This window comes from Salinibacterium hongtaonis (genome assembly GCF_003065485.1).
Lineage (GTDB): Bacteria > Actinomycetota > Actinomycetes > Actinomycetales > Microbacteriaceae > Homoserinimonas > Homoserinimonas hongtaonis.
Window position 1 is genome coordinate 1,015,792 of sequence record NZ_CP026951.1, and the last position, 20,646, is coordinate 1,036,437.

The following is a 20,646-nucleotide window of genomic DNA, read 5'->3' on the forward strand; positions in this document are numbered from 1 at the left end:
GGGCGCGGGTTCCGGCGCCGAACGGCGGGGTCGCTCGGCGTCGGAAGGGGCGTGGCCGCTAGGGCCGTGGGGGCGGAGTTGCCCCGGGGTCTGCCGGGGGAGTCTCGTCGGCCGCTGGTGTCGAACCAGCCGGGGGTGCGGCGGGAGCGACCGAGGGTGGAACGGTGGGCTCCACCGCCCCGGGCGCCACCGGGACTTGCTCGCCCGTTGCGGATGCTGAGCCGGTTGCGGATGCTGGACCGGTGGATCGGTTCGTTGCGACATGCGTGGAGGCAGCATGGGCGGCGGGTCGTCCCGGCTCGTCTTCTCTGTCGAGGTCGAGGTCATCGTCGTAACCGTTGGCGACGGGCCGCACCCGCTCAGCGGCGTTGCGGGCGTGCACCGCGAGCGCGAGGAGGATTCCGAGCACCCCGACACCCAACAGGGTGGTGCCCATCGTCACGCCGGCTTGGCCGTTCAACAGCGCCTGAACATCCTGCGAACCCGCCCCATAAAGATCGGTCTGGGCGGTGATGGCCATGGTCGTCACGAGGTAGCCGATCACCACGACGGCGATGGATGCGGCCCACAACACAATGAGCGGAATGTTCGTGCGGGCGGTTGATGTTGAACGAGGCATGACTTCCTCCGAATGAAACGACGCAGCGCCGGTATTTCAGAGGACACTACTGACGAAAGCTCTGAACTGGCTAGGAGTGGCCGCGGGGCTGCGCTGCCGGGATCCTCGGCAGGCACATGCCGGAATAGGGGCGGACGCGCCCGGGGTGAGGTGAGTGGCAAACGGGCTGCGAAGTTCGCGCTATTATTGTCAAGTTGTCTTCGGACGAACCGCTCGTTGAGTCAGTGAGCGGCCGAATGAGGATTACGGGCTGTAGCGCAGCTTGGTAGCGCACCTGACTGGGGGTCAGGGGGTCGCAGGTTCAAATCCTGTCAGCCCGACCGAAGGGTCGTCCTAAAAACCGTCCCAAATACCCAAAGCGAAATCCCTTCCGGCAGATGCCGGGAGGGATTTCGTCGTTTCCAGAGAGGTTGAAACGGGTTGAATGCGCTCGGCCGACCGATTCCCGAAGCTCTGTTCCTCCTAATCTCTGAAGTCGGTTGGCATCTGTGGGCATCTTGCGTTGATAGACCACCACTGCTCGTTTGTAGTTGTGGACTCGATGACGCCTTCGTAGGGGTGCCACGCTGTTCCGGACTCATACGTCTCAGCGAACTTGCCTCGACTTTGGGCTGCGGTCACCGAGAATCCCTCGGACTCTAGGCATGGGGTGAGTTCTTCGACGAAGTAGTCGTAGATGAACATGACCTCTGCGTTGGTGAGCGGTGCAGTGTATTTGGGGTCAAGAGGGTACTGGACTCTGCACGTATAGCCAGCAATTGCGAAGGGTTCTGCCTGCGCGGCTGAGCCAAAATCGGTTACAACACCGCCGTCTGGAGTGACTGTGGTATTAACGAAGCCTGCGGCGATCAGGCAATCTGCCTGCGCACTTGCGGACTCGTTCGGTTGCACGTAGCGGATCAGTTCGACATCCGGGCGCTGAGCGTTTGGATGCTGAGACACCACGAGATTCCACCATTCGTCTTCCGCAGTGGCCTCGGGTGATGGGGCGACGGAATGACCTGGTTCTTGGTCCGCTTTGGCGCTGCATCCGAGGAGAAGCGCGGTACCAAGTGATATGAGTAAAACGGCAACGCTCAGCTTCTTTTGCATGCTTTCCTAGAACTAGTTGAATCACCAAGCACGGGATTAAGAGTCGGCCCATTCGCTAGCATCAGGCCAGCAAGCTGAGCTTCCCAGGACTTGTGAAAGATTGTCAAGACAAAGCTGTCTAGTGCCGATATTGTTCCCAGGGATTGAAAAGTGCGCGCGGTGGTGCTCCGAATGATCAGACCGTGGCCGCGAAAGGTGTGCAGGGTGTTCAAAACAAGGCAAGTGGCATTTCGCTCCAACGGGCCCTCTCGAAGATGGGCTTTAGCCTCGATCATCGCAATTGGGGCTCTTCTGATCGGTGCTGCGACAGGCTGGGCGATTGCCACAGTCATAGCCGTTCCTGAGGAAGACCTTGAAGCGAGTCAGTTCACCGTCGTTGACGTATCGCAAGGAAAAGTCGGTTCAGAGTTGAGCCTCAATGTTGTAGCTCAGTGGTCGCAAGTGCCGGTTGCGTCTAATCGGGCTGCAGGAACCGTGACTGAAGTCTCAGTGACGGAGGGTCAAGAAGTCGTGGCAGGTTCTGCTTTGTATCTCGTAGATCAACGTCCCGTGGTAATCGCGCAGGGTAAAGTACCTTCGTTTCGCCACATGCGTCGGAGCGACACTGGGGCTGATGTGACTCAGATGCAGACGTTACTCGCCAGCCTCGGACTGTATCGCGGTCCGGTTGATGGCGTCTTCGATGTGACCACGGAGCGCGCGGTACGAGCCTGGCAATCTTCACTTGGGCTGAAGGCCGATGGAGTAGTGATGCTCGGCGACGTTATTTTCGTTCCAAGTCTGCCAGTCCGGATCAGTCTTGACTCCGAGCTGATTTACCTGGGAGCGATTCTGGTTGGAGACGAACCTGCAATCCGAGCGCTTCCGAAATCTCCAACATTCTCCGTCCCCGTCACGGAAGCACAAGCGGCGCTAATGCCGGAAGGTACGTTAGTAAAAATAGACGGACCTGCCGGAGACGCTTGGACAGCCTTCACATTCCAGCGTGAGTGGACAGATCAAGGAAGCGTGCTTGTAGAGCTTTCACCGGCCAGCGAAGGCTTGGCCATCTGCGCGGACGCATGCGAATCTATTCCTCCTACCGGTGAGGTCTTACTCCCCGCAAGGATTGTGACAGTGGAGACGGTCGAGGGATTGATATTGCCATCAGCATCGTTGGTTGCTGATGGCAGCGGCAAGCTGTTCGTCATCGATCGATCAGGTGCTCGGCACTCTGTGGTGGTGGTCGCTTCGGCGAAAGGCATGAGCGTAGTTGAAGGCGTACAACTCGGGATGTCGGTTCGCTTGCCTGCGAGCATGGAGCGCTAATAATGCTGTGTGTGGAGGGAGTGTCGTTCTGCTACAGCACAGGGAATCCTGTAATCGTCGATTTGAACGCTCGTTTTGACCCGGGGGAAGTGGTAGCGGTCACAGGGGCATCTGGCAGGGGAAAATCGACGCTGCTGTATCTACTGGGGTTGATGCTCCGGCCAACTGCTGGGAGTGTGTTGCTAGACGGACGGGAAGTGTCCCGCCTCTCCGATTCGGCGCGGGCGACCCTTCGGGCCGAGCGGTTTGGGTTCGTATTTCAGGATGCCGCCTTGGACCCAACGCGAACTGTGCTCGACAACGTAGTCGAGACGGCCCTTTATGCTGGCATGTCCAGGAACGAAGCACTCGCGAAGGCCGAGCACTTGTTGTCGAGATTCGGAGTCAGTGTGCGCGCACTGGCGAAGCCGGGCCAGGTGTCCGGTGGGCAGGCGCAGCGTATCGCCCTTTGCCGAGCATTGCTTAATTCTCCCGACGTGCTGCTCGCCGATGAGCCGACTGGCAATCTCGATCCCTTATCAGCAGATCTCGTTATCGGAGCGTTCCATGAGCATGCCCGCTCCGGAAACGTCGTCATCGTAGTAACTCATGATCCGGTTCTGGTCTCAAGATGTACTAGGCGGGTTGAATTGTGATGGCTGGCCTAGTTAGAGCACGCGGGCTGTTTCGCGAAATTTTTGCGTCGGCGCTATCTCAACGAATGGCCTCTTTGGTGACCGTTGTCATCGTCGCTGGGATGTGCGCCACTGTAATGCTCACGACTGGCCGCACTGTCGGGTCGGAGCAGCGTGTCCTGGCGACAATTGACTCTGCGGGGACGCGAACGCTCGTTGTTAGAGCGGACCCAGAGTCCGGGCTTGATTCTTCGGTATTGGACCGCCTGGCGGAGATAGAGGGCATAAGTTGGGCGGGTGGGTTCGGTCCGGCGCTCGACGTCACTAGCCTGTCAAATCGTGACGGGATTCGAGTGCCGCTTCGAACGATGTGGGGCGACGCAACTGTTATAGGGCTGCCCTCTCACGCCGTTTCTGCGAATCAGAGTGCGTGGGCCTCTTCGGACGCCCTTCGCCTGTTGGGGTTGATCGACACAGTTGGGGCGGTATCCAGTCTCAACGACTCGGAGTACACGGTATTTGGTGAAGTTTATGTCCCTGACTATCTGAGCTTTCTAGAACCGGCAGTCTTGGCACCCCAGCCCTCGCATGATTCGGGTCCGATTTCGATTCTTGTTGTCGTTGCCGAGAGCCCCAATCTCGTTGCCCCCTTATCGGAAGCTGTGTTGTCTGTCCTCGGCATAGCTGATGTGAGCAGCGTGAAAGTAACGACGAGTGAGACCCTTGCTCAGCTTCGAGCCGTAGTGAAAGGTGAGCTGGGTAGTTTTGGCCGAGGCCTTGTGTTTATTGTCTTTGTGATCTCGGCTGCTCTTACTGGAGCGATACTTTTTGGTTTGGTAATGATGCGACGAAAGGACTTTGGGCGCCGTCGAGCGCTCGGTGCGACTCAAAGCCTGATCGTGTTACTACTAATGGGCCAAACTGCACTCTTGTCTTTGGTGGGAGCGATATTGGGGACTGCAACTGCGCTCGTTGTGGTTGCGATAGGAGAGGATCCGCTTCCTGGAGCTGATTTCGTAGTCGCAATCGGGGTACTTGCAGTAGTGATTTCAACCCTTGCTTCTGTGTTTCCGGCTGTAGCCGCAGCGCGCCGAGATCCAATCCACGAGCTGCGAGTTCCGTGACCCATGACCGGCACCTTTCAAAAGTAAGAAGCTGTTCGAGCTCGCGGAACAAGCAGGGCCGAAACCTCGAGCCGTTTCGCTTGCAGACCCATTGAAGTTGAAGAAGGTGTCTGGACGCCTTGGCGTTGTGCGTCTGGTGAGCCTCAGAAGTTTCCAATCGTGGTGCTCACGGGTGTGCAGAACCGTCCGTTGTCTATGCGGGGTTTGAATCGCCCCGGCATGTCCGGAGAGCGTATTACTGGTGTCAGCCCGCTCGTTCGAGAGGTTCCGTCAGAGCGTAGTCGAGGTGCTCGAGTTCGACGGGTGTGAGGTCGTGGATCGAGCCGTGGATGCGCTCCGTGTTGAACCAGTGGACCCACCCAGCGGTTGCGGCCTCGACCTGGTCAACGTCTCGCCATGGGCCTTCGTGATGAATGAGCTCGGTCTTGTAGAGCCCGATCTGCGACTCGGCCAGGGCGTTGTCGTAGGCATCGCCAACGGAGCCGACCGAGGGGTCGATGCCCTCCTCGACGAGCCGGTCGGTGAACGCAATCGAGGTGTAGACGCTGCCGGCATCGGTGTGATGGGTCAGTGCAGTGAAGTCGTCGGCGCCCTCACGGCGGCGGGTGAACAGCGCCATCTCTAGGCAGTCGAGCACGAGCGGCGTCGTCATGCTGGTCGCCGCCCGCCAGCCGAGGATCCGGCGGGAGTGCGCGTCGAACACGAACGCGACGTAGACCCAGCCGGACCACGTCCACACGTAGGTGAAATCGGCCACCCAGAGCTGGTTCACTCGAAGCCTTGCGAAGTGCCTGTCGACGAGGTCAGCCGGTCGGGTCTCCCGCGGATCGATATCGACCAGGCGACGGCGCTTGCCGCGCACCACGCCCGCGATCCCAAGTTCGCGCATGAGTCGCTCCACCGTGCAGCGGGCGATGTCGTGCCCCTCGCGGCGGAGCCGTAGCCAGAGCTTGCGGGCGCCCAGGAGCCGGCGCTGCGCCTGCCAGGTGGTCAAGATGATCTGCTTCCACCGTTCATCCGCCAGCACGCGCGCCGAGGGACCGCGCCCTCGGGCGTCGTAATAGGTCGATGGGGCGATCCGTGCCCCGTGCTCAGTGAGCACGGAACAGATCGACTCGACACCCCACCGCAAACCGCCATCGGTGCGGTCCTTGTGCGCCTCGATGAAGGCGACTATCGCTGATGTGGCCGGTCGAGTTCGGCCGCGAAGAAAGCTGACGCCGCCTTCAAAATCTCGTTCGCCCGACGCAACTCAGCGTTTTCGCGCTTGAGCTTCTTGATCTCCGCCTGCGCCTCGGTCGTCAGCCCGGGACGCTGCCCGGTGTCAACCTCGGCGCGGCGGCACCAGAGACGGATTGTCTCCGGTGAGCCGACGCCGAGCATCTTCGCGACCGCGCTCAGCGCGGCGTACTCGCTCGGATAGTCAGGGCGCACCTCGGCGACCATACGGACAGCGCGCTCACGAAGCTCGCGCGGATATTTGCTGGGTCGTGCCATGAGACAGATCCTTCCAAAGAACTCTGTCTCCGGACATGCCGGGGCGATTCAGTTCGTATCGAAGGGAGCTTGAGCCGGCTCATTGGGGCGGAGAAGCGGCTCGAGGTGGGTTAGTCGAGGCCTGCGATATTCTGCGCGCGAACCAGGGGATGGGGCCTTGAAGGTTCCAGCGAGAAAACGGGGGACGGCGCGTGTCGGCATTTCCGAGGACTGCCAAACTCACACGCAACCGCTAGGTTCGTGCAAATGCCTGAACATCTGTCAGGAAATTCTGGTCGACAGAGTTTAAGGAGCACCAAGTGAAAAAACGTTCCAAGCTACTCGTGGCCGCATCGATCGGCCTTTTGCTCGCAACGGGCACTGGCATCACCCAGGCGCAGGCTGTCACAAGTGCCGTTTCGGGCGCAGTTAACTGTGGAGGTTTGAGTTATCCGACGCTCTATGCGTCGACTCGGTATCTGACCAAGCTTGGTGGAATATCGATTACTCTCACGAACAGTGCAGGGAGTACTTACGGGGGAAACTACACGAACGTCGGCCTGTACATTCCCGCGGAGAATAGCTACAAGCCGCGGGTGAACCTCGATGTCTTGGCTGACCCTACGCTTCCCTCAACTGGAAGTCTGCTTCCCTCTGGATATGTAGTGAACACCGCGTTCCGCATGGTGGCGGCCATGCCTGCTTCGAACGGTACTTGTGACAATGTTTGGGGCGGAAACCTCTTCCACTAGGAAAGGATCGGATCATCGTAAGAATCTCAAGACTCATGGCGGTCGCAGTAGCCCTTCTCATCCTCGGAGGTTGTTCGGCACCGAACACGGAAGCGGATGCTGTGGACGAGGAAGTCCCAGTAACTGAGCAGTTCCGAGACGTGGCAGGGGCCGAAGAGGAGTATCTAAAGGTGACGCAGGCCTATGTTCTTCCTGCGAGTGAGACGTACCCACCTGCTCCATTCGCTGGCGAGCCGGGCTCATACCAAGTTGGCTATGGAACGCTCACTGGGTTGGAGGCGTGGAACTGCGCATGGGGGAGAGAGTACTTGAGATACGTGGGCAGCGATGCCGAAGCAGCAGCGGTAGCACTAGATGAGTATGCAGCGTTCATGGAGACTGAGTCGTTTCTGAAGTACTACGACCCGGTTAGTGTCCATCCGGTCTTCGCGAAGGTCGTAGAGGATGCACGCCTAGGTGACCCATCTGGAATACAGTCGCTCGTGTCAACCAACTGCCCAGCGGTGTGAGTGGCGTATGAGACTCTCGCGCGCCGTCGTACCCGCCGTCGTTGCTGCAACGCTGGTACTCACCGGTTGCAGCAACGATGCGGTACCGACCCCCGACAGGTCGCCGACTCAATCGGCGACGGCTACCGCTGACGTTCGCACGATTATCTCTACAGTGGTAGTTGATGGAGTGGTCGAAGCAAACCCGGTGATTTCAGTGTTCGCTCCAGTCGATGGAGTCATAGAGATGCGACCGAATACGGCAACGACCCTGCTTGCTGGTGCTGCGATTGGCTCGGCGGGGGGAGTCGAGATCGTTGTGCCAGCCGACGGAATGTTGATCGAACAGTTGAGGAAGACTGGCGATAGCGTCGCCGCGAACACTCCGATCGCGTCAGTCGCGTATTCCGGGCACGGTGTGCGGATTGTTGTTCCTCCGGAGCAACTGTTCCGTCTCTATCAAGAGCCGGTGTATGGCAAGGTGAATATAATCGCCGGACCCGCGGGACTTGACTGCGTGCTGGCACCGGCAGTGACAGTCGCTGCAGATGAACCTGCTGGTGTGATCTGTCTTTTGCCACGTGAGGCGGAGGTGGTACCCGGTCTTTCGGCGAAAGTCGGTATTAATACCGGGCAACGGGACTCGGTGGTCGCCCTTCCGGTGAGCGCTGTAAGCGGATCTTCGAACCAGGGGGAAGTCACGATTGTTCGGGGGAATGAGCGCATACGCACCTCTGTCACGCTGGGCATCTCGGACGGTGCATTTATTGAGATATTGGAAGGCGTAGCTGTGGGTGACAAAGTCCTGTCTTTCGCACCGAAACTAGGATGATGCGCCCATCCGCGGTTGTCGAAGCCTGGGGGCTGAGCGCGCAAGTTTCAATTGGTGTCGATCGGCGCACCTTGTATGACGGAGTAGATTTGTCCGTCGTTGACGGCGAGTCCGTTGCCATAGTTGGCCGGTCTGGGTCTGGAAAGACAACGCTGCTGTCGACGCTGGGTTTGATGCAGAAGCCCGAAAATGGGCGGCTAAGTATCGGGGGTCGCGATGTTTCGACGCTTTCCCAAACTGCAGCGGCAAGGCTTCGAAACGAACTTGTCGGTTTTGTCTTTCAGACATACTCCCTTTTGCCTCAGCTCAACGTTTTTGAGAACGTAGCAGTCCCGTTGCGATATGGGTCTCGCGTGAAGCAATTGACCATTCGGAGCCGAGTCATGAGTTCTCTCGCGCTTGTCGGTCTTGCCGATAGGGCCAAAGAGAAGACGACGCGGCTCTCTGGAGGGGAACAGCAGCGGGTTGCAATAGCTCGCGCCCTAGTGCGAGAACCGAAAGTCGTGCTCGCCGATGAACCAACCGGGGCGCTAGATGGTGACACTGCAAACCAGGTGCTCGACGCTTTGCAGCGAGCGACCCGTCACGCAGGTTCGTGCCTAATAGTCGTGACTCACGACCCGGAGGTCGCACGAGTTATGGATCGAGCTGTTCAGCTTCATCCGAACGGACTCTACCCGGCCAAATTGGGCAAGGGGTAATGTGAACGCTTTCAGAACTGGTCTCCGTGACCTGGCAAGCAATTGGCCCCGCCACGTCGTGACCGCAGTAAGCATGCTTCTCGGAGTGCTCGGGGTAGTTGCAATTGCCGTCACGAACTCGGTCGCAGCTGACATGCTGGTGGCCCAGGAAGAGCAGCTCAACGGACTGGAGGCAAGCTACTCAAACGATGTTGACGTGCCTGCCTCGAAGCTCGATTCGACTATCGACCCCGCAGGTATCTCAGCTTTCTACCGCGAGCTCAGCGAGCGCATCGGACCCCAAGATGCAGACGTGGCGCTCCAAGCGCAGACATCGATGAAGTTCTTGACCGGGCAGGAGCGAGACGACAACCTCGGTGGTACAGGGCTTCTAGTGAAGTGGACGCTGGGAGACATCAGCCAAATGCAGCGTATACCGGTAGTTAGTGGTTCGCTGCCTGGAGCGAACCCTTTTCCGCCGAGCCTGGCATTAAACCAACCAGCGGCCGAGCTTCTCGGCGTGCCTGGAGAAGGCCAGTTCTACGTATCCCAGAGCCCGCAAGGGAGCTTGACTGCATTCACCGTCACAGGCATCGTTGCTGACGGGCAGCAGTCGCCGATCGCATACGCTCCATATGAAGCGGCGCTGCAGTTCTTTCCGAGCGAACTTGTGACCTCCCCGACTACAGTTCGCGTGCGCGCGTCAACGGTCGATGAGGCTGGGGTCGACTCCTTAATCAAGAGTGCTGCCTCCAACAACGGGTTCATTCTGACGTCTGAAACCACCCGCAAAGATACTGTCGAAAGCGTACGCTCACAGCTTGAGTTTTTTCGGTTGGTCTTCGGCGGTTGCGCAATGCTGGTGCTCGTCATCGCTGCGATGGCAACGACGAGTGTAGGAATCGCCTCAGTCACAGAGCGCTCCAGAGAACTCGTGGTCCGGCGGGCCGTCGGGGCCCGACGTCGGGATATCTTCGCTCAGGTCATGTGGGCATCACTGGCAGTCGGAATAGTTGTGGCTTTTCTAGCAATTGTCGGAGCTGTGGTTGGAGTCTTCTGGGTCGTACCTGCGCTCATTCCTGTGGCCTCATCCATCCTGCCACCGACGTTTCCGTGGTTTGCATGTGTTCTTGGGGTTCTTGCGGCGCTCACCACAAGTGCCTTGGGGGCAGTGCTTCCTGCGCTAAAGGCAACCAGGCTGCCTGTTGCGCTGGCGCTTCGAGAATGAGCTTTACGGAGCTTGTACCGGGCCTTCGGCGTGCGGCAGTGGAGACACCATTTCCCTACCTCGAAGTTGTCGAGTCTTCGGCAATGACCTTGGAGTACATCTGGACGGCATGCGCCTTGGCCTTGGAAGGGCGCCTGACTCGGAAGTTGCCCCGTTCAGTCCGAGTCCCGACACGAGAGGAACTTCTTCTGCTGATTCCATCTTGATGGGACTGATCGATCTTCGCAAAGTGGTACAAGATGCATACGGGTTGCACCTGGCCGAGGTGTCGTTCCCCGACAGACTCAAGGGCAGTGCATCACGTATTCCGCTCGCAGAGCTCCTGACCGCAACTGACTACGCGCGGCGGTATGCGGAGACGGACGCCGTCGCGCTGCTCGGTGACACAAGCATCGATGCAAACGGTTTGTGAACCATCTGTGGCGTGTCCCGAGGTCCCCCGTCTGGAGCGCCTGCGAAATCGGGGAATCGGACCAAACTTGAGATTGATTCAAGCGCGATGCGGCCATTCGACGATGACACGGCGATCAGCGCGATTCTCCGCCTGATCGCAGAGCGCGAAGCGGCTAACCATGAACGCCACGATCGGGCAGAGATCCACGACCGATGCGACCGTGTTCTGGAGGCCAAATTCGCGTTATTCCCGGGGAACGGCAAACATGTCCCCTCCTCTGCAATCCGCGTGGATGGCGCTCGGGCATATTTCACCACGACGTGCCAATCAGCCGACCCGCTTGGTGAGATTCTCTTTTTTCGCACCACTACTAACCGACATCTTCGAGGCCAGCTGCCACGAAGACTCGATGATTCGAGTAGGCAGCGTAAGAAGCTCTTGCGAACCAAGACCCCCTTCACGGATGTGGATCCGTGACGGGGCCGGGCGTGAAATCAGACGGCGGATTCGCTCAGCTGATGCAAGTCGCGCTCGGGCTGCCGATGGTGGTTTCGTTGTAGATTTTCCAGATAGCGTTCTGATATCCGGTTGCATATACCTGGTACCCGGCGGGTCGAACGGTGCTTGCCTGCCCAGTAAGGTCAGGACGCGCCTTGAATATCTCAGCACCGTTGGAGGTGGGTCCGATTGTGGCGCTCACCAGCACCGTGCGGGGGGCCGTGCATGAGCGATTCGCCCAGTTTCCTCCGCTAGGTCCCGGTGCCCAGGTCGCGGATGCCGCAAGTGGCGCGCCGAGAGCCAGCGCAGCTCCGAGCGCTGCTGCAGTCAACAATTAGTTTCCGTTTCTCATGTCTTCTTCTCCTGGTCATTGACATGTGCAGGTCTACACATGGAAGATGCATACCGTGAAGATAACTCGAATGTCAATGGCGGGCTGGGGTGCAGTGTTCGCGTTGACCACTGGTGTAATCCTCAGTGGTTGCTCGTTTACTGACGTGAGCGAAGCGCACGAGCAATACTCTGAGCTGGATATTCAAGATCTTCGAGATGACAGTCAGGCGGTCGTCGATTGCCTCGAGGAGGCTGGCTACCCTGGGTGGAGGGCGGACGATTTCGGCGGTATCGAGTCACCAGAGCTTCCGGGGGAGCAGTTCGATCTCCAGCGAGAGCAGCGGGACCTCTGTATCAAGCAAGTCGGGGGCAATTTCTCGGGAACCGTAGAGTTCGACCAAGCCAAGATCCAGAGGGTGTATCTGCTTGAGGTCGAGGCTGTTTCTTGCCTGCGAGAGCAGGGCTACACCGTTCCGGAACCACCGTCAGAGCAGTCGTACATCGATGGCTGGGGCAAGGAGGACTCGTGGCACTCGTGGACAGTGATCTCAGATCAAATTGGCTCGAACGTGAGCGAGCTGTCGGAGATTTGTCCTGATCCGTGGTGGTTCCTTGGGACGATCTAGAGCTTAGGGCCTCAGGGGATGCGAAGCTCGGTGACTGGATCTCGGCGAGATGCGCTTACAGCGGGGACGACCCCGCCCAGAGTCCCGACGGCGACAGATAGAAGCGCGAGCGCCGCAAAGAAAACGGCCGGGGGTTGAGGTACGCCGAGGAGCAATAGCGTAAGCGTCGACGCACCTCCTCCTAGGGTGGCTCCAATCACGGCCAAGATCAGGGTTTGTGTCAGTACCAAGGCTGTGATCAGGGAACGGGTCGCGCCGAGAGCGCGCCGCCGGCCAAACTCTTTGCGCCGCGAGAGGATCGAGCTTGTCTGGATGGCGGCGATTATGACTGCGGCGAGGAGTAGGGCGCCAGCCACGCCAGACTGGCCGGCTACGCCGACTTCCGCTTCCAGTGTCGCTTGCAAGTCGACCAAGCGCTGGTTCGTTTGAATGCTGAATGTGGGGGTACCACCCCCGCTCAAGAGGTCGCTTACTAGTTGACCGGTAGCGCGCACTTCTGATGTGCTACTCACGTTGATGACGAAGACCGTCGCCTCGTCCAATCGGTCAGGGCGGCCGCCGTACTTCAGAAGAGTTGGCTCTAGCGCGGCGGCTGCTGCAGGGAGGGATGCCGCTCCGGAAAGCGTGAATTGGTTGCCGTATGCGTCCTCCACTGCCCCAATGCCGGAAGGTATTCCAATTGATGTCAGAGCTCCGGGTGTTCCCATCGTCGCCCCGACTGCCGTGCTGCCGAAGGCTCCGTAGAGCCCTGGTTGAGGTGACCATACAGTGCGCAAAGGCACCTGACTGCCGCCGCGAATATTGACATTTGCGACGTCGGTGGCAGGTGAGAATGCGGCAGCGTTTTCCACGCTGCTGAACTGAGAAATGTTAGTCAGTAGAGAAGCCGAAAGAGTGGTGCCGGGATTAGCGCGCACAAAGATTGACTTCACGCCCGTTGAGTCCACGGCTGAAACTACGGACTCGCGCAAGCCTGCAGCTCGGCCAGCGGTCAAGGTGACCGTAAGAAACATCACAGCAACGACCGCAACAATAAAGATCGACAGAACTTTGCGTGCACGCAACTCGCGTAGTGCTTCGGTGCATACTGCGGCAATCGAGAGTCTCATTGCAACTCCACTATGTCATCGCACTGCGCCGCGACAGCTGGATCATGAGTTACAACGATGACCAATGCTCCTGTCTTGGCGTGAGCCCTCAACCGTGAGACAACAACGTGCGTCGTTGTCTCGTCGAGATTGCCGGTGGGCTCGTCAGCGATGAGCACGCGCGGCTCAAAGAGAAGAGCCCGCGCAATTGCGATGCGTTGGGCTTGCCCGCCGGAGACCTCACCTGGCAGCGAAGCCCAAGGCACTTGCACACCAAGTTCCTCGAGCAGGTTGACTGCCGTTGCAACTAGCTGGGCGTCTCGCGGGCGGCCACGGTACAGAGCAAGCTCGGTGACATTGTCAAGGACAGAGCGGTGCGAATCTAGAACGGCGTCCTGAAACACGAACCCGAAACGGTCAGCGCGGATTTTGGATCTGTCGTGGTCGCTGAGTCGCGATGTAGTGATTCCGTCGACGACTATTTCACCGTCGAGAGGTCGCAACATCAGGCCAAGCAGGTACATCAGCGTGGATTTTCCGCGACCGGACGGTCCGATGACCGCAGTAACGGAACCATTCGCAAAATCCGCTGACCACTCCCCGAGAATCAGATCTCTGCCGGGGTAGCCGAAGGTAAGGCCGCGGGCTCGGATCACGGGCTTGCCTTGGTCCCGATGAGCAGCAGTCTCTCCCCGGAATCGATTCCGGAAATCACGGCGAGGCCGTTGGCCGAGGCAAGGATCTCGACGTCCTGGCTTGACCCATTGATCAGCGTCACCGATGTATTGCCACTTGCGTCGGACGAAATCGCCGTCACCGGAACGACGACGCCGGTCGTGCTTTCCACTCTGATGACAGTCGCGCTCAATGTGGACTGGCTGTCGACTGGGATCGTCTGGCACTCGTCTCCGCAGATCGCTGTTCCGTCCGTCCCCTCGACGGTGAGTGAGATCGATCCGTCACTCAGTTCGGTGCGTCCGCGTAACTCGCCCTTCCAATCTTGCCCTGCCGGACCCTCGATGCTGACGGTCATCCCGTCGACAAGGACTCGGGCTTGGTCGGCGGATGTGTTCACCGTAAAGGCTGGCCGATCGGCGAGAACGTGGATCGCAGTTTCGCCACCTCCTAGAACTGAGCCAACACGGATTGATTCGGTGTTTATGGTGACGCGAGCTGGCAAAGCGGGCACATAGATTATGTCGCTGGCCTCGACTACCCCGGTTGGGGATGCACCATTCGCGCGTTGCCAATCGCGGACTGCTCTGGCGGTCCGACTGTCGAACTTTGAGTCCGATGCGCCCGTGTAGTGACCCAGAGACGCAAGGAGGGTTTGCAGTTGAGCTACGTCCTGCCCTGTGCTTCCTGACGCCAGCGTCCGGAACGATGGAACTGCGCCAATGGCTATTGATACTGGTCGTAGATTCACTGTGTACAACACAGTTCCCGCATTCGTGACCTCGGCTGAGCTCTGCGCGATCGTCGTCACTGTGCCGGAGGCCAAGTTAACGCCGTCAAATGCCGCGGGCCAACTCGCATTAATGTTCACGGTGGTCGATGACGAGACTTCACCTTCCGCGGCCGTGTAGTACACCTCGTCATCGGGAATCTCGTTCTGAGGAGCCACCACAACGACTGCAGCGGCCCAGCCGAGAGCGGTGCCGACGCAAAGAGTCAGGGCGACGACACCTGCCCAGCGACTGACAAGTCGCAGGCGGCGGATTCGATTAGGCCCTGATGCGGGAGCTGTCTGGATCACACTTCGGTCCAATCCTGATGAAAGGTCACAAGCGAAAGTATGCACCAACCATAGAGAACTAAGAGATTGCTGCAGCGCTCGCTTCGGTCGAGCGTCGACTTGTCGTCACCGAGCAAGCCGTGACTCAGGCGATCCGTGACCTTAGCCACCGACGGCCACGCTCGTAAATTTCAGGAAGGAACGGACGTAAGAGGCGTTATCAGCGCCGCGTCGATGGGCAATGTCTGGCCCCTGTGGGAGCATCCAAGCATGCCGCAAAAGAGCAACGCCGCGAAGCTGCACCACTACGTGCCCCAGGGGTACCTGCGCGGCTTCGCGACCGAGCATGAACGCGTGACGGCAGTGCCGCTAGACCGCGCTCGGGAGCCGTTCACAACGTCCGTCAAAAATGTTGCAGCGCGAACGCACTTTCATACGGTCGAGGGACTCATTGAGCCTGACGAATTCGAGAAGGTGCTTAGCGGCGTCGAAGGCGATGCCATGGGGATCATCCGCAGGCTGGAGGAGGGCGAGTTCCCTCTCCCCAGCGAAGACCGCTCGGCATTATCGTTCTACGTCGCGCTTCAAGCCGTGCGCGGACCAGATACCCGCGCGACAATGGAGCACCTCCAGGCAAAGATTGTTCGCGTCGAGATCGGCGCCGGAGGACGTAAGAACGTCGGACGATGGATCAAAGAGAATCTCGGATTTGTCGCCACGGAAGAGCAGGCACAACGAATCTGGGACGAAGGGACGCAACCCGCTGGGCCACCGATCACATTCTCAAACTTGGCCCACATTCAACACATGGTCAAAGCTGCTGAGCAACTTTCGCCCTACATTCTGACCCGTCCGTGGTCGCTAATTCGTTTCGATCGCCGTTCGTTGATCACCTCCGACGCTCCGGTGAGCCTCATCCGTCACCCGGACGACGAGCCCTGGAGTGGCGTCGGCTTTGGCACTGCTTGGGGTATCTCCTTTCCGCTCACACGGAAGCTCGGGCTTCTTATGAATGACCCGATGGTGATGATCGAGGAAGTTGACGCAGGCGACCCGCAGATTCAAACAATCCGTGCTGCGGTCATCAGTGGGAAGGCTGATCGGGTACAGGCCGGCACCACGGCGATGGAACGCCTGTTCAACGAGCACACGGCCGACAACGCGAGCGAGTATCTCTACCGGCACCCTGACGATGAGAAGTTCGTGCCCGGGGAACTACCCGAACCGAGACTAACCAACATGTCGGTAAACGGGTTCACGGATGCAGATTTTGACGGGGACCCGTGGTTTGAGGACTCCAGAGCGAGTTCGGATTAAGTTCGATCGTCGCCACGGTACCTTCGGATTGTGACCGAAGACACGCGTGAAGGCGAGCCCGGCGATAAGCCGGAGCCGAAAGACTCCGGGTCGATTCAGTTCATCTAGTAGATTTCGATCGCGCTTGGGTCGTGAAGCTCGATCTGTGCGACGCCTTCGTGGAGCGTGATCACTCCCGAGGCACAAAGCGTTCTACCGCCATCGATCGGTTCGAGAGATCCAATGTCCCACACCACGATTTGGAAGCGTGAGGGGTCGGGATAGTCGCGACCGAGGTTGAGAAACACGTCATCGTAGTCGTTGCCGCCTCCGGCAAGCGGCCCGCAGACTCGCTGCGTAGTACCTGCGTAGTCGATGGCCTGGTTCCAGGCGATCCCACCGCCAGGCTGCTGTGTGGCAGTAGCTGGGGGAACGGCGGCCTCCGCTGTGTCGGAGCAGAGGCCGTCTTGGTGGAGGAGCCGGACCGCCTCCAAGGTGAGGTACTCGGACAAGAAATCGCACGACTCAACCCCCGTTACGGAAACTGATGTCTTGGCTGAAACGTAGTCAGTAAAGGTATTGAAGGTGGCACCGCAGCCTTCGCTCATCCAGGCGACTTCGTCGTTGATTTCGGCGGATGGTGCGCCGGATCGTTCATGGGCAATCAGCACGCTCAGCATGTCGTCGCAGCTGGGGGTGCTCGCGGTTGACTCAGAGGTACCCCCTTACGAGCTGCAACCCATCAAAATGAGTGTGCTCGCGACGATGGTGGGCAGAGCCGACCCGGCGAGTATCCGCTTCGAGACCATAATTTTCCCTGGAGTAGACACCCTTCGCCACGGGACTACTGGGTGACTGCGCGATCATCGATGACGCTCGGGTGCGTGACGTCGTTGGTAGAAGCATATGTGTGAGCTGTGCAATCAGACCCGCTTGCCCTTGGCCCCAGTCCTAGTGGGGGCGATCCGTGACCGGGCCAAGGTAGCCCTCATTTACGGACGCGTCGTTGAGGATCGAGGTGACACCCGCCGGGTGGCATCGAAAAGAGGAAAATCCGGAGGGGGGTGGAGGAAAACGCTTTTCAGCCGAAGAAAAGGCACCCGTGTTTCCGGGGCACGTTGAGTGCTTAGAACAGCCCACCGAAGGGTTGTTCTAAGAACTATTCTAAGAACTCCCAACAAACGAAACGCTCCTGAGGAAACTCAGGAGCGTTTCGTGTTTTTCGGGCATTTTCGGTCCGACAGTGAGGGGTTTAGTAACCCGCGGGATTGCGGTAGTCGCTTAACGCGAAAAGCGCCCACTTTGGGGCGCGTCGAATTGTTCTGGATTCTTGGGGTTTTGCTCTCTCGAGCCGTGTTGAGGTGCTGTGGCTGGCTACATGCGCTGCGGACTTGTGAGCTGTCCTAACAGCTGGAGGGTCAGAACGGATTCGGATGCGGTCGTCTTCGTGTAGGGGTTGTCCCAGGCTCGGTCGCGTCTGCGTTTGATTTTCTCGGTTGGGCGTTTGCCGTTTTGTGCCGCTTGCGCTTCCGTGTTGACTCATCACCGCGCATCAAACTTTTCCCAGGCGCTTTCGCGCGCCCCCTCAGCGCTCTGCTGAAGAATCCTCTATTGGACGTTAACTACTCGCTGGCACCCTCAAGGAGCATCGCGAGCTCGTCGAGTTCGACGTCCCAGCCCTCTCGGTTCTGTTCAAGGCGCGCGCGACGGTAGCGGGTGCCGCCGGGGAGTGTGTCGAAGCCCGATTCGACCACCGTGACATCCGTCCCGGTGCCAGCTTCGGAGAGGGTGAAGCGCACATGCGTCGAGTACTCGTTGAGCTCGTCGGCGGGGATGCCCGACCAACGGAAGCCGAACGAGTCGTCAGGTGCCACTTCGGTGATTTCGATCGGGAAGGTGCCGTAACCATCCCAGTCGATGCTGCCAGTAGCACCGGGCTCGAGCGCGGCGAACTCCACGCTGTCTCCGAACCACTGCGCCATCACCTCGGGGTCGGTCAGCGCCTTCCAGACGCTCGCGCGCGGGGCCTCGATGTGCACGGTGCGGGTCACGGTGTGGCCTTTAACTCTTGCGTGATCAGACACGGTGTTTTCCTTCTCGTTCGACCTGAGCGCGGCGGAAAACTCCCCGCCTTGCAGCACGCGAAATGAAACGCGCCTCAATGAGCGTACCCATCATTGCTAGCCGGTTATCCCGGGCGGCGCACGCGCGCTCATCGACGGAGCGGTCGACTACGCGCGGGCATCCGGAGCCCCAGCGGTAGAAAGCTATCCCGCTGACAACGGTGATGCCCGTGTCGACGCCACCTCGGCATTCGTCGGCCTACGGTGGTGGTACGAGGAGGCCGGGTTCGTGAAGGTCGCCGACACCACCCGCTCTGGGACGACAAAGGGCCCCTTGCGGAAGGTCGGCTACCTCGGCGGCTCTCCGCGGCGACGGTAGCGATGCTCCGTGCGTGGGCGGATCAGTTCGAAGGGCACTTTGACCATCTGGCCGGTTGGGATTCCGAACTCATCGCTCGCAAGCATGCGCAGGATGCGGAGGCTCTCTTAGTCGCAGTGCGCACTGATCTAGGGCCAGAGGCCCAAGTCGAGCTGCATCTCTGGGAAGTGGCCGACGGTGCCGAGCCCAGGTGAGCTGAAGCCTTCGATCCGCGCAATTACGCTGCGGGGTGGTGACTCCAGCTTGGCTCTCCAAAAGAGCATCGCGCCGATACTCCTCTGAGCCTGGAAGAGGAAAGAGGAAAATCCGAAGGGGTGTGGAGGAAAACGCTTTTCGGCCGCCGAAATCGGCCCCGTGGTTCCTGGGCTGTTTGAGTTCTTGGGACAGCCCACCGAAGGGTCGAACTAAAAACCGTCCCAATAACCAAACGCAAAATCCCTTCCGAAGATACTCGGAGGGGATTTTGTCGTTGTGGGGGTTGTCCAGCTCCGTCGGTTACGGCGATCAGCCGATGTTCGAGGACCCTGGGCGTTAAATGACGAAACGCGCCCTTTTCCGGGCGCGTCATATCGAACTGAATGCGGGGTGTGGAGAAGAAACGCAGTGCTGGAGCCGGATGCCGGCGACAGGATCGAGTGGGGTTCCGCAGAGCGGCGCATCGGCCACCTACCGTTCGATCACGATGAGATCATCGGCACGGCGATCGAGTCGATGCGCACGCGCCTCTGGTCTGACACCGGTCTCACCAGAGCGCTCACTGGGGAAACTTTCCCGACGACAACCGCATCGATGATCGCAGAGCAGCTCACCGGTGTGAAGCCGCGGCCGAGCTCGCTGCACCGGGAGCCGTCCGGGAACCATCATCTGCAGCGTTTGGATGCTGCGACGAGTGCGCAGCGCGGCCGCCCAGCGATCACCTGGAAGTGGACCAACTAGAGCGGCCAGCGAACCAGCGACTCTTCGGACGCCACGTCGTCGTTCGGAATCAAACCGAATCGCTCAAACAACGTGCGCAGTCTGCTTGCGTCAGAGCCGATCTGAGGTCTCTGGCTGTATTCAGCCGACGGTCTCGTTCGGCGGCTCAGATGTCCTCCCGGGGAGCAACCAGCGACTGCATCGCGGCCCATGTCCAGAACACGACGTTTGCCCCTGCTATTAGAACAAGAAGCAGGGGCGTCCACCGAAGAGGGCTCGCAACCTCCGAGAAGGCAAGAGTGGCGAGCAGCGCAACCTCAATTACAAGGAGGAGCCACAGCAGCACATTTACGATACGAATGCGGCGAAGGTGCGTTGACATGAGCGCTCCGGTCGACACGACCATTACGCACACCAGTATCAACTCCGACATCTTCAATCCTGTCCGCTCGCCACTCGAGTCACATCAGTTCGGCACGCAGAAATACCCGAGCCGATACACTACTGGGGCGAAGGGCAGAACCCCCGTCACCCAGGTGTAGCCCACGTAGACACCCCTGTTATTGTAATTGCACACGTTTAGCGCGGCGGCCCCGAAGGTGATGAGCGCTCCGGCAAGAGCGGTGACGTTGACGGCAACCGCGCCGACACCTGGCACGAGTGCAATGATGCGGCTCGCAAGTACCGTCGCAGCGGCCCCCGCGAGAACCAATTTGACGACTTGATTCACGACGTTGTTGCTGAAATACACGTTCCACCCCCACCAGAATGTCGGGTCAGCAACGACGGGATAAGCAACGCCCGGCTGATTGTGCTCGACGACCTGGATGAGTTCGTTTCCGACCAGTTCGTAGTGTGTGTCGATCTGGCGGCCGTTTGCGTCAACCGCCCAGGGCGCAGCGATCTGCCCAATGCTCGCGGTGATCGAATTGGACTCACCGTTTTCATCCACGACCGCAACCGTGCGACTCAGAGTCGCCGAAGCGTCGCCGTTGAGTGAGATTTCGACATCGCTTGGCAACCCGTAGGAGTAAGTTGTCGCGGCGTCCGAAGGGACTGCTGCACGGTTAGGTGACATCTGATCTGGCTAGCCCGGGAGGGTGGCC

Annotated in this window: 23 protein-coding genes, 1 tRNA gene and 1 pseudogene; 14 read left to right on the forward strand and 11 right to left on the reverse strand. The window is 59.3% G+C overall.

Annotation, left to right across the window (positions count from 1 at the left end; all coding sequences use genetic code 11):
* Positions 1-58: 58 nt before the first annotated feature.
* Positions 59-619 carry a hypothetical protein gene (locus C2138_RS04930; RefSeq protein WP_108515996.1) on the reverse strand — a complete coding sequence of 187 codons (561 nt, stop codon included), beginning with the start codon at positions 617-619 and terminating at the stop codon, positions 59-61.
* A 246-nt stretch (positions 620-865) separates the two neighbouring features.
* On the opposite strand from C2138_RS04930, the gene C2138_RS04935 reads away from it, so the two are divergent.
* Positions 866-939: transfer RNA gene (locus C2138_RS04935), tRNA-Pro, on the forward strand.
* A 142-nt stretch (positions 940-1,081) separates the two neighbouring features.
* Here the strand turns inward: C2138_RS04935 and C2138_RS04940 are convergent.
* On the reverse strand, positions 1,082-1,711 hold the full coding sequence (locus C2138_RS04940) for a hypothetical protein (RefSeq protein ID WP_108515998.1): 630 nt from the start codon (positions 1,709-1,711) through the stop codon (positions 1,082-1,084).
* Between the two features lie 222 nt (positions 1,712-1,933).
* Here C2138_RS04940 and C2138_RS04945 point away from each other — a divergent pair, with 222 nt between their 5' ends.
* The 3 genes from C2138_RS04945 to C2138_RS04955 all read left to right on the forward strand — a co-directional run bounded on the left by C2138_RS04945 (position 1,934) and on the right by C2138_RS04955 (position 4,757).
* A complete protein-coding gene (locus tag C2138_RS04945; RefSeq protein WP_159078141.1) occupies positions 1,934-3,019 on the forward strand; it encodes a peptidoglycan-binding domain-containing protein in 1,086 nt (361 codons plus the stop codon).
* Between the two features lie 2 nt (positions 3,020-3,021).
* Positions 3,022-3,654, forward strand: a complete 633-nt coding sequence (locus C2138_RS04950; protein ID WP_108516002.1) for an ABC transporter ATP-binding protein — start codon at positions 3,022-3,024, stop codon at positions 3,652-3,654.
* A gap of 443 nt (positions 3,655-4,097) precedes the next feature.
* Positions 4,098-4,757, forward strand: coding sequence for an ABC transporter permease (locus C2138_RS04955; RefSeq protein ID WP_241961183.1), 660 nt, complete (start codon positions 4,098-4,100; stop codon positions 4,755-4,757).
* A 244-nt stretch (positions 4,758-5,001) separates the two neighbouring features.
* Here C2138_RS04955 and C2138_RS04960 read toward each other — a convergent pair.
* Positions 5,002-6,254 (reverse strand): IS3 family transposase gene (locus C2138_RS04960; RefSeq protein ID WP_108515212.1). Its coding sequence is split into 2 segments (ribosomal slippage): positions 5,002-5,972 and positions 5,972-6,254, totalling 1,254 coding nucleotides; the frame shifts between segments, so codons are not numbered across the junction.
* A 299-nt stretch (positions 6,255-6,553) separates the two neighbouring features.
* Here C2138_RS04960 and C2138_RS13605 point away from each other — a divergent pair.
* From C2138_RS13605 to C2138_RS04995, 7 genes are all read left to right on the forward strand, one after another.
* Positions 6,554-6,985, forward strand: a complete 432-nt coding sequence (locus C2138_RS13605; RefSeq protein WP_159078142.1) for a hypothetical protein — start codon at positions 6,554-6,556, stop codon at positions 6,983-6,985.
* A gap of 35 nt (positions 6,986-7,020) precedes the next feature.
* Positions 7,021-7,494 carry a hypothetical protein gene (locus C2138_RS04965; RefSeq protein WP_108516003.1) on the forward strand — a complete coding sequence of 158 codons (474 nt, stop codon included), beginning with the start codon at positions 7,021-7,023 and terminating at the stop codon, positions 7,492-7,494.
* 169 nt (positions 7,495-7,663) lie between these two features.
* Complete coding sequence (locus tag C2138_RS04970) at positions 7,664-8,305, forward strand: efflux RND transporter periplasmic adaptor subunit (protein ID WP_159078143.1); 642 nt, start codon at positions 7,664-7,666, stop codon at positions 8,303-8,305.
* Positions 8,305-9,006 carry an ABC transporter ATP-binding protein gene (locus tag C2138_RS13940; RefSeq protein ID WP_108518829.1) on the forward strand — a complete coding sequence of 234 codons (702 nt, stop codon included), beginning with the start codon at positions 8,305-8,307 and terminating at the stop codon, positions 9,004-9,006. The genes C2138_RS04970 and C2138_RS13940 overlap by 1 nt, the downstream gene beginning before the upstream one ends.
* A gap of 73 nt (positions 9,007-9,079) precedes the next feature.
* Positions 9,080-10,213 carry an ABC transporter permease gene (locus C2138_RS04980; RefSeq protein WP_108516006.1) on the forward strand — a complete coding sequence of 378 codons (1,134 nt, stop codon included), beginning with the start codon at positions 9,080-9,082 and terminating at the stop codon, positions 10,211-10,213.
* Between the two features lie 229 nt (positions 10,214-10,442).
* The gene (locus C2138_RS04985; protein WP_159078144.1) at positions 10,443-10,625 is read left to right on the forward strand and encodes a hypothetical protein; all 183 of its coding nucleotides are present in this window, start codon (positions 10,443-10,445) and stop codon (positions 10,623-10,625) included.
* An 878-nt stretch (positions 10,626-11,503) separates the two neighbouring features.
* On the forward strand, positions 11,504-12,064 hold the full coding sequence (locus C2138_RS04995) for a hypothetical protein (RefSeq protein ID WP_159078145.1): 561 nt from the start codon (positions 11,504-11,506) through the stop codon (positions 12,062-12,064).
* Between the two features lie 11 nt (positions 12,065-12,075).
* Here C2138_RS04995 and C2138_RS05000 read toward each other — a convergent pair whose 3' ends face one another.
* The 4 genes and pseudogenes from C2138_RS05000 to C2138_RS13945 all read right to left on the reverse strand — a co-directional run.
* Positions 12,076-13,173, reverse strand: a complete 1,098-nt coding sequence (locus C2138_RS05000; RefSeq protein WP_108516013.1) for an ABC transporter permease — start codon at positions 13,171-13,173, stop codon at positions 12,076-12,078.
* The gene (locus tag C2138_RS05005; RefSeq protein WP_108516015.1) at positions 13,170-13,808 is read right to left on the reverse strand and encodes an ABC transporter ATP-binding protein; all 639 of its coding nucleotides are present in this window, start codon (positions 13,806-13,808) and stop codon (positions 13,170-13,172) included. Before C2138_RS05005 ends, C2138_RS05000 begins: the two co-directional genes overlap by 4 nt.
* Positions 13,805-14,185, reverse strand: coding sequence for a hypothetical protein (locus C2138_RS13780; protein WP_241961184.1), 381 nt, complete (start codon positions 14,183-14,185; stop codon positions 13,805-13,807). Before C2138_RS13780 ends, C2138_RS05005 begins: the two co-directional genes overlap by 4 nt.
* Before the next feature lie 189 nt (positions 14,186-14,374).
* Positions 14,375-14,953 (reverse strand): annotated as a pseudogene (locus C2138_RS13945) (peptidoglycan-binding domain-containing protein); the annotation flags it as partial.
* Between the two features lie 90 nt (positions 14,954-15,043).
* Here C2138_RS13945 and C2138_RS05015 point away from each other — a divergent pair.
* Positions 15,044-16,204 carry a DUF4238 domain-containing protein gene (locus C2138_RS05015; RefSeq protein ID WP_159078147.1) on the forward strand — a complete coding sequence of 387 codons (1,161 nt, stop codon included), beginning with the start codon at positions 15,044-15,046 and terminating at the stop codon, positions 16,202-16,204.
* A 104-nt stretch (positions 16,205-16,308) separates the two neighbouring features.
* On the opposite strand, the gene C2138_RS05020 is transcribed toward C2138_RS05015, so the two are convergent.
* Together C2138_RS05020 and C2138_RS05025 are read right to left on the reverse strand one after the other, a co-directional pair.
* On the reverse strand, positions 16,309-16,863 hold the full coding sequence (locus tag C2138_RS05020) for a hypothetical protein (RefSeq protein WP_108516019.1): 555 nt from the start codon (positions 16,861-16,863) through the stop codon (positions 16,309-16,311).
* 942 nt (positions 16,864-17,805) lie between these two features.
* Positions 17,806-18,267 carry an SRPBCC domain-containing protein gene (locus tag C2138_RS05025; RefSeq protein ID WP_159078148.1) on the reverse strand — a complete coding sequence of 154 codons (462 nt, stop codon included), beginning with the start codon at positions 18,265-18,267 and terminating at the stop codon, positions 17,806-17,808.
* A gap of 246 nt (positions 18,268-18,513) precedes the next feature.
* On the opposite strand from C2138_RS05025, the gene C2138_RS13980 reads away from it, so the two are divergent.
* Complete coding sequence (locus C2138_RS13980) at positions 18,514-18,819, forward strand: immunity protein CdiI family protein (RefSeq protein WP_491044396.1); 306 nt, start codon at positions 18,514-18,516, stop codon at positions 18,817-18,819.
* A 409-nt stretch (positions 18,820-19,228) separates the two neighbouring features.
* The gene (locus C2138_RS05035) at positions 19,229-19,561 is read left to right on the forward strand and encodes a hypothetical protein (protein WP_108516024.1); all 333 of its coding nucleotides are present in this window, start codon (positions 19,229-19,231) and stop codon (positions 19,559-19,561) included.
* Between the two features lie 145 nt (positions 19,562-19,706).
* Here C2138_RS05035 and C2138_RS05040 read toward each other — a convergent pair whose 3' ends face one another.
* Both C2138_RS05040 and C2138_RS05045 read right to left on the reverse strand, forming a co-directional pair.
* Positions 19,707-19,973, reverse strand: a complete 267-nt coding sequence (locus C2138_RS05040) for a hypothetical protein (protein WP_159078149.1) — start codon at positions 19,971-19,973, stop codon at positions 19,707-19,709.
* Positions 19,974-20,006: 33 nt separating this feature from the next.
* The gene (locus C2138_RS05045; protein WP_159078150.1) at positions 20,007-20,618 is read right to left on the reverse strand and encodes a hypothetical protein; all 612 of its coding nucleotides are present in this window, start codon (positions 20,616-20,618) and stop codon (positions 20,007-20,009) included.
* Positions 20,619-20,646: the final 28 nt, after the last annotated feature.

Bases quoted from the DNA above. Each gene is read 5' to 3' on its own strand.
- C2138_RS05000 (WP_108516013.1), bottom strand. From the start codon at position 13,173: ATGAGACTCTCGATTGCCGCAGTATGCACCGAAGCACTACGCGAGTTG.
- C2138_RS05040 (WP_159078149.1), bottom strand. From the start codon at position 19,973: ATGTCGGAGTTGATACTGGTGTGCGTAATGGTCGTGTCGACCGGAGCG.
- C2138_RS04995 (WP_159078145.1), top strand. From the start codon at position 11,504: ATGCATACCGTGAAGATAACTCGAATGTCAATGGCGGGCTGGGGTGCA.
- C2138_RS04965 (WP_108516003.1), top strand. From the start codon at position 7,021: ATGGCGGTCGCAGTAGCCCTTCTCATCCTCGGAGGTTGTTCGGCACCG.
- C2138_RS05045 (WP_159078150.1), bottom strand. From the start codon at position 20,618: ATGTCACCTAACCGTGCAGCAGTCCCTTCGGACGCCGCGACAACTTAC.
- C2138_RS13780 (WP_241961184.1), bottom strand. From the start codon at position 14,185: ATGACCGTCAGCATCGAGGGTCCGGCAGGGCAAGATTGGAAGGGCGAG.
- C2138_RS04940 (WP_108515998.1), bottom strand. From the start codon at position 1,711: ATGCAAAAGAAGCTGAGCGTTGCCGTTTTACTCATATCACTTGGTACC.
- C2138_RS05020 (WP_108516019.1), bottom strand. From the start codon at position 16,863: ATGCTGAGCGTGCTGATTGCCCATGAACGATCCGGCGCACCATCCGCC.
- C2138_RS04980 (WP_108516006.1), top strand. From the start codon at position 9,080: ATGCTTCTCGGAGTGCTCGGGGTAGTTGCAATTGCCGTCACGAACTCG.
- C2138_RS13940 (WP_108518829.1), top strand. From the start codon at position 8,305: ATGCGCCCATCCGCGGTTGTCGAAGCCTGGGGGCTGAGCGCGCAAGTT.
- C2138_RS04930 (WP_108515996.1), bottom strand. From the start codon at position 619: ATGCCTCGTTCAACATCAACCGCCCGCACGAACATTCCGCTCATTGTG.
- C2138_RS04950 (WP_108516002.1), top strand. From the start codon at position 3,022: ATGCTGTGTGTGGAGGGAGTGTCGTTCTGCTACAGCACAGGGAATCCT.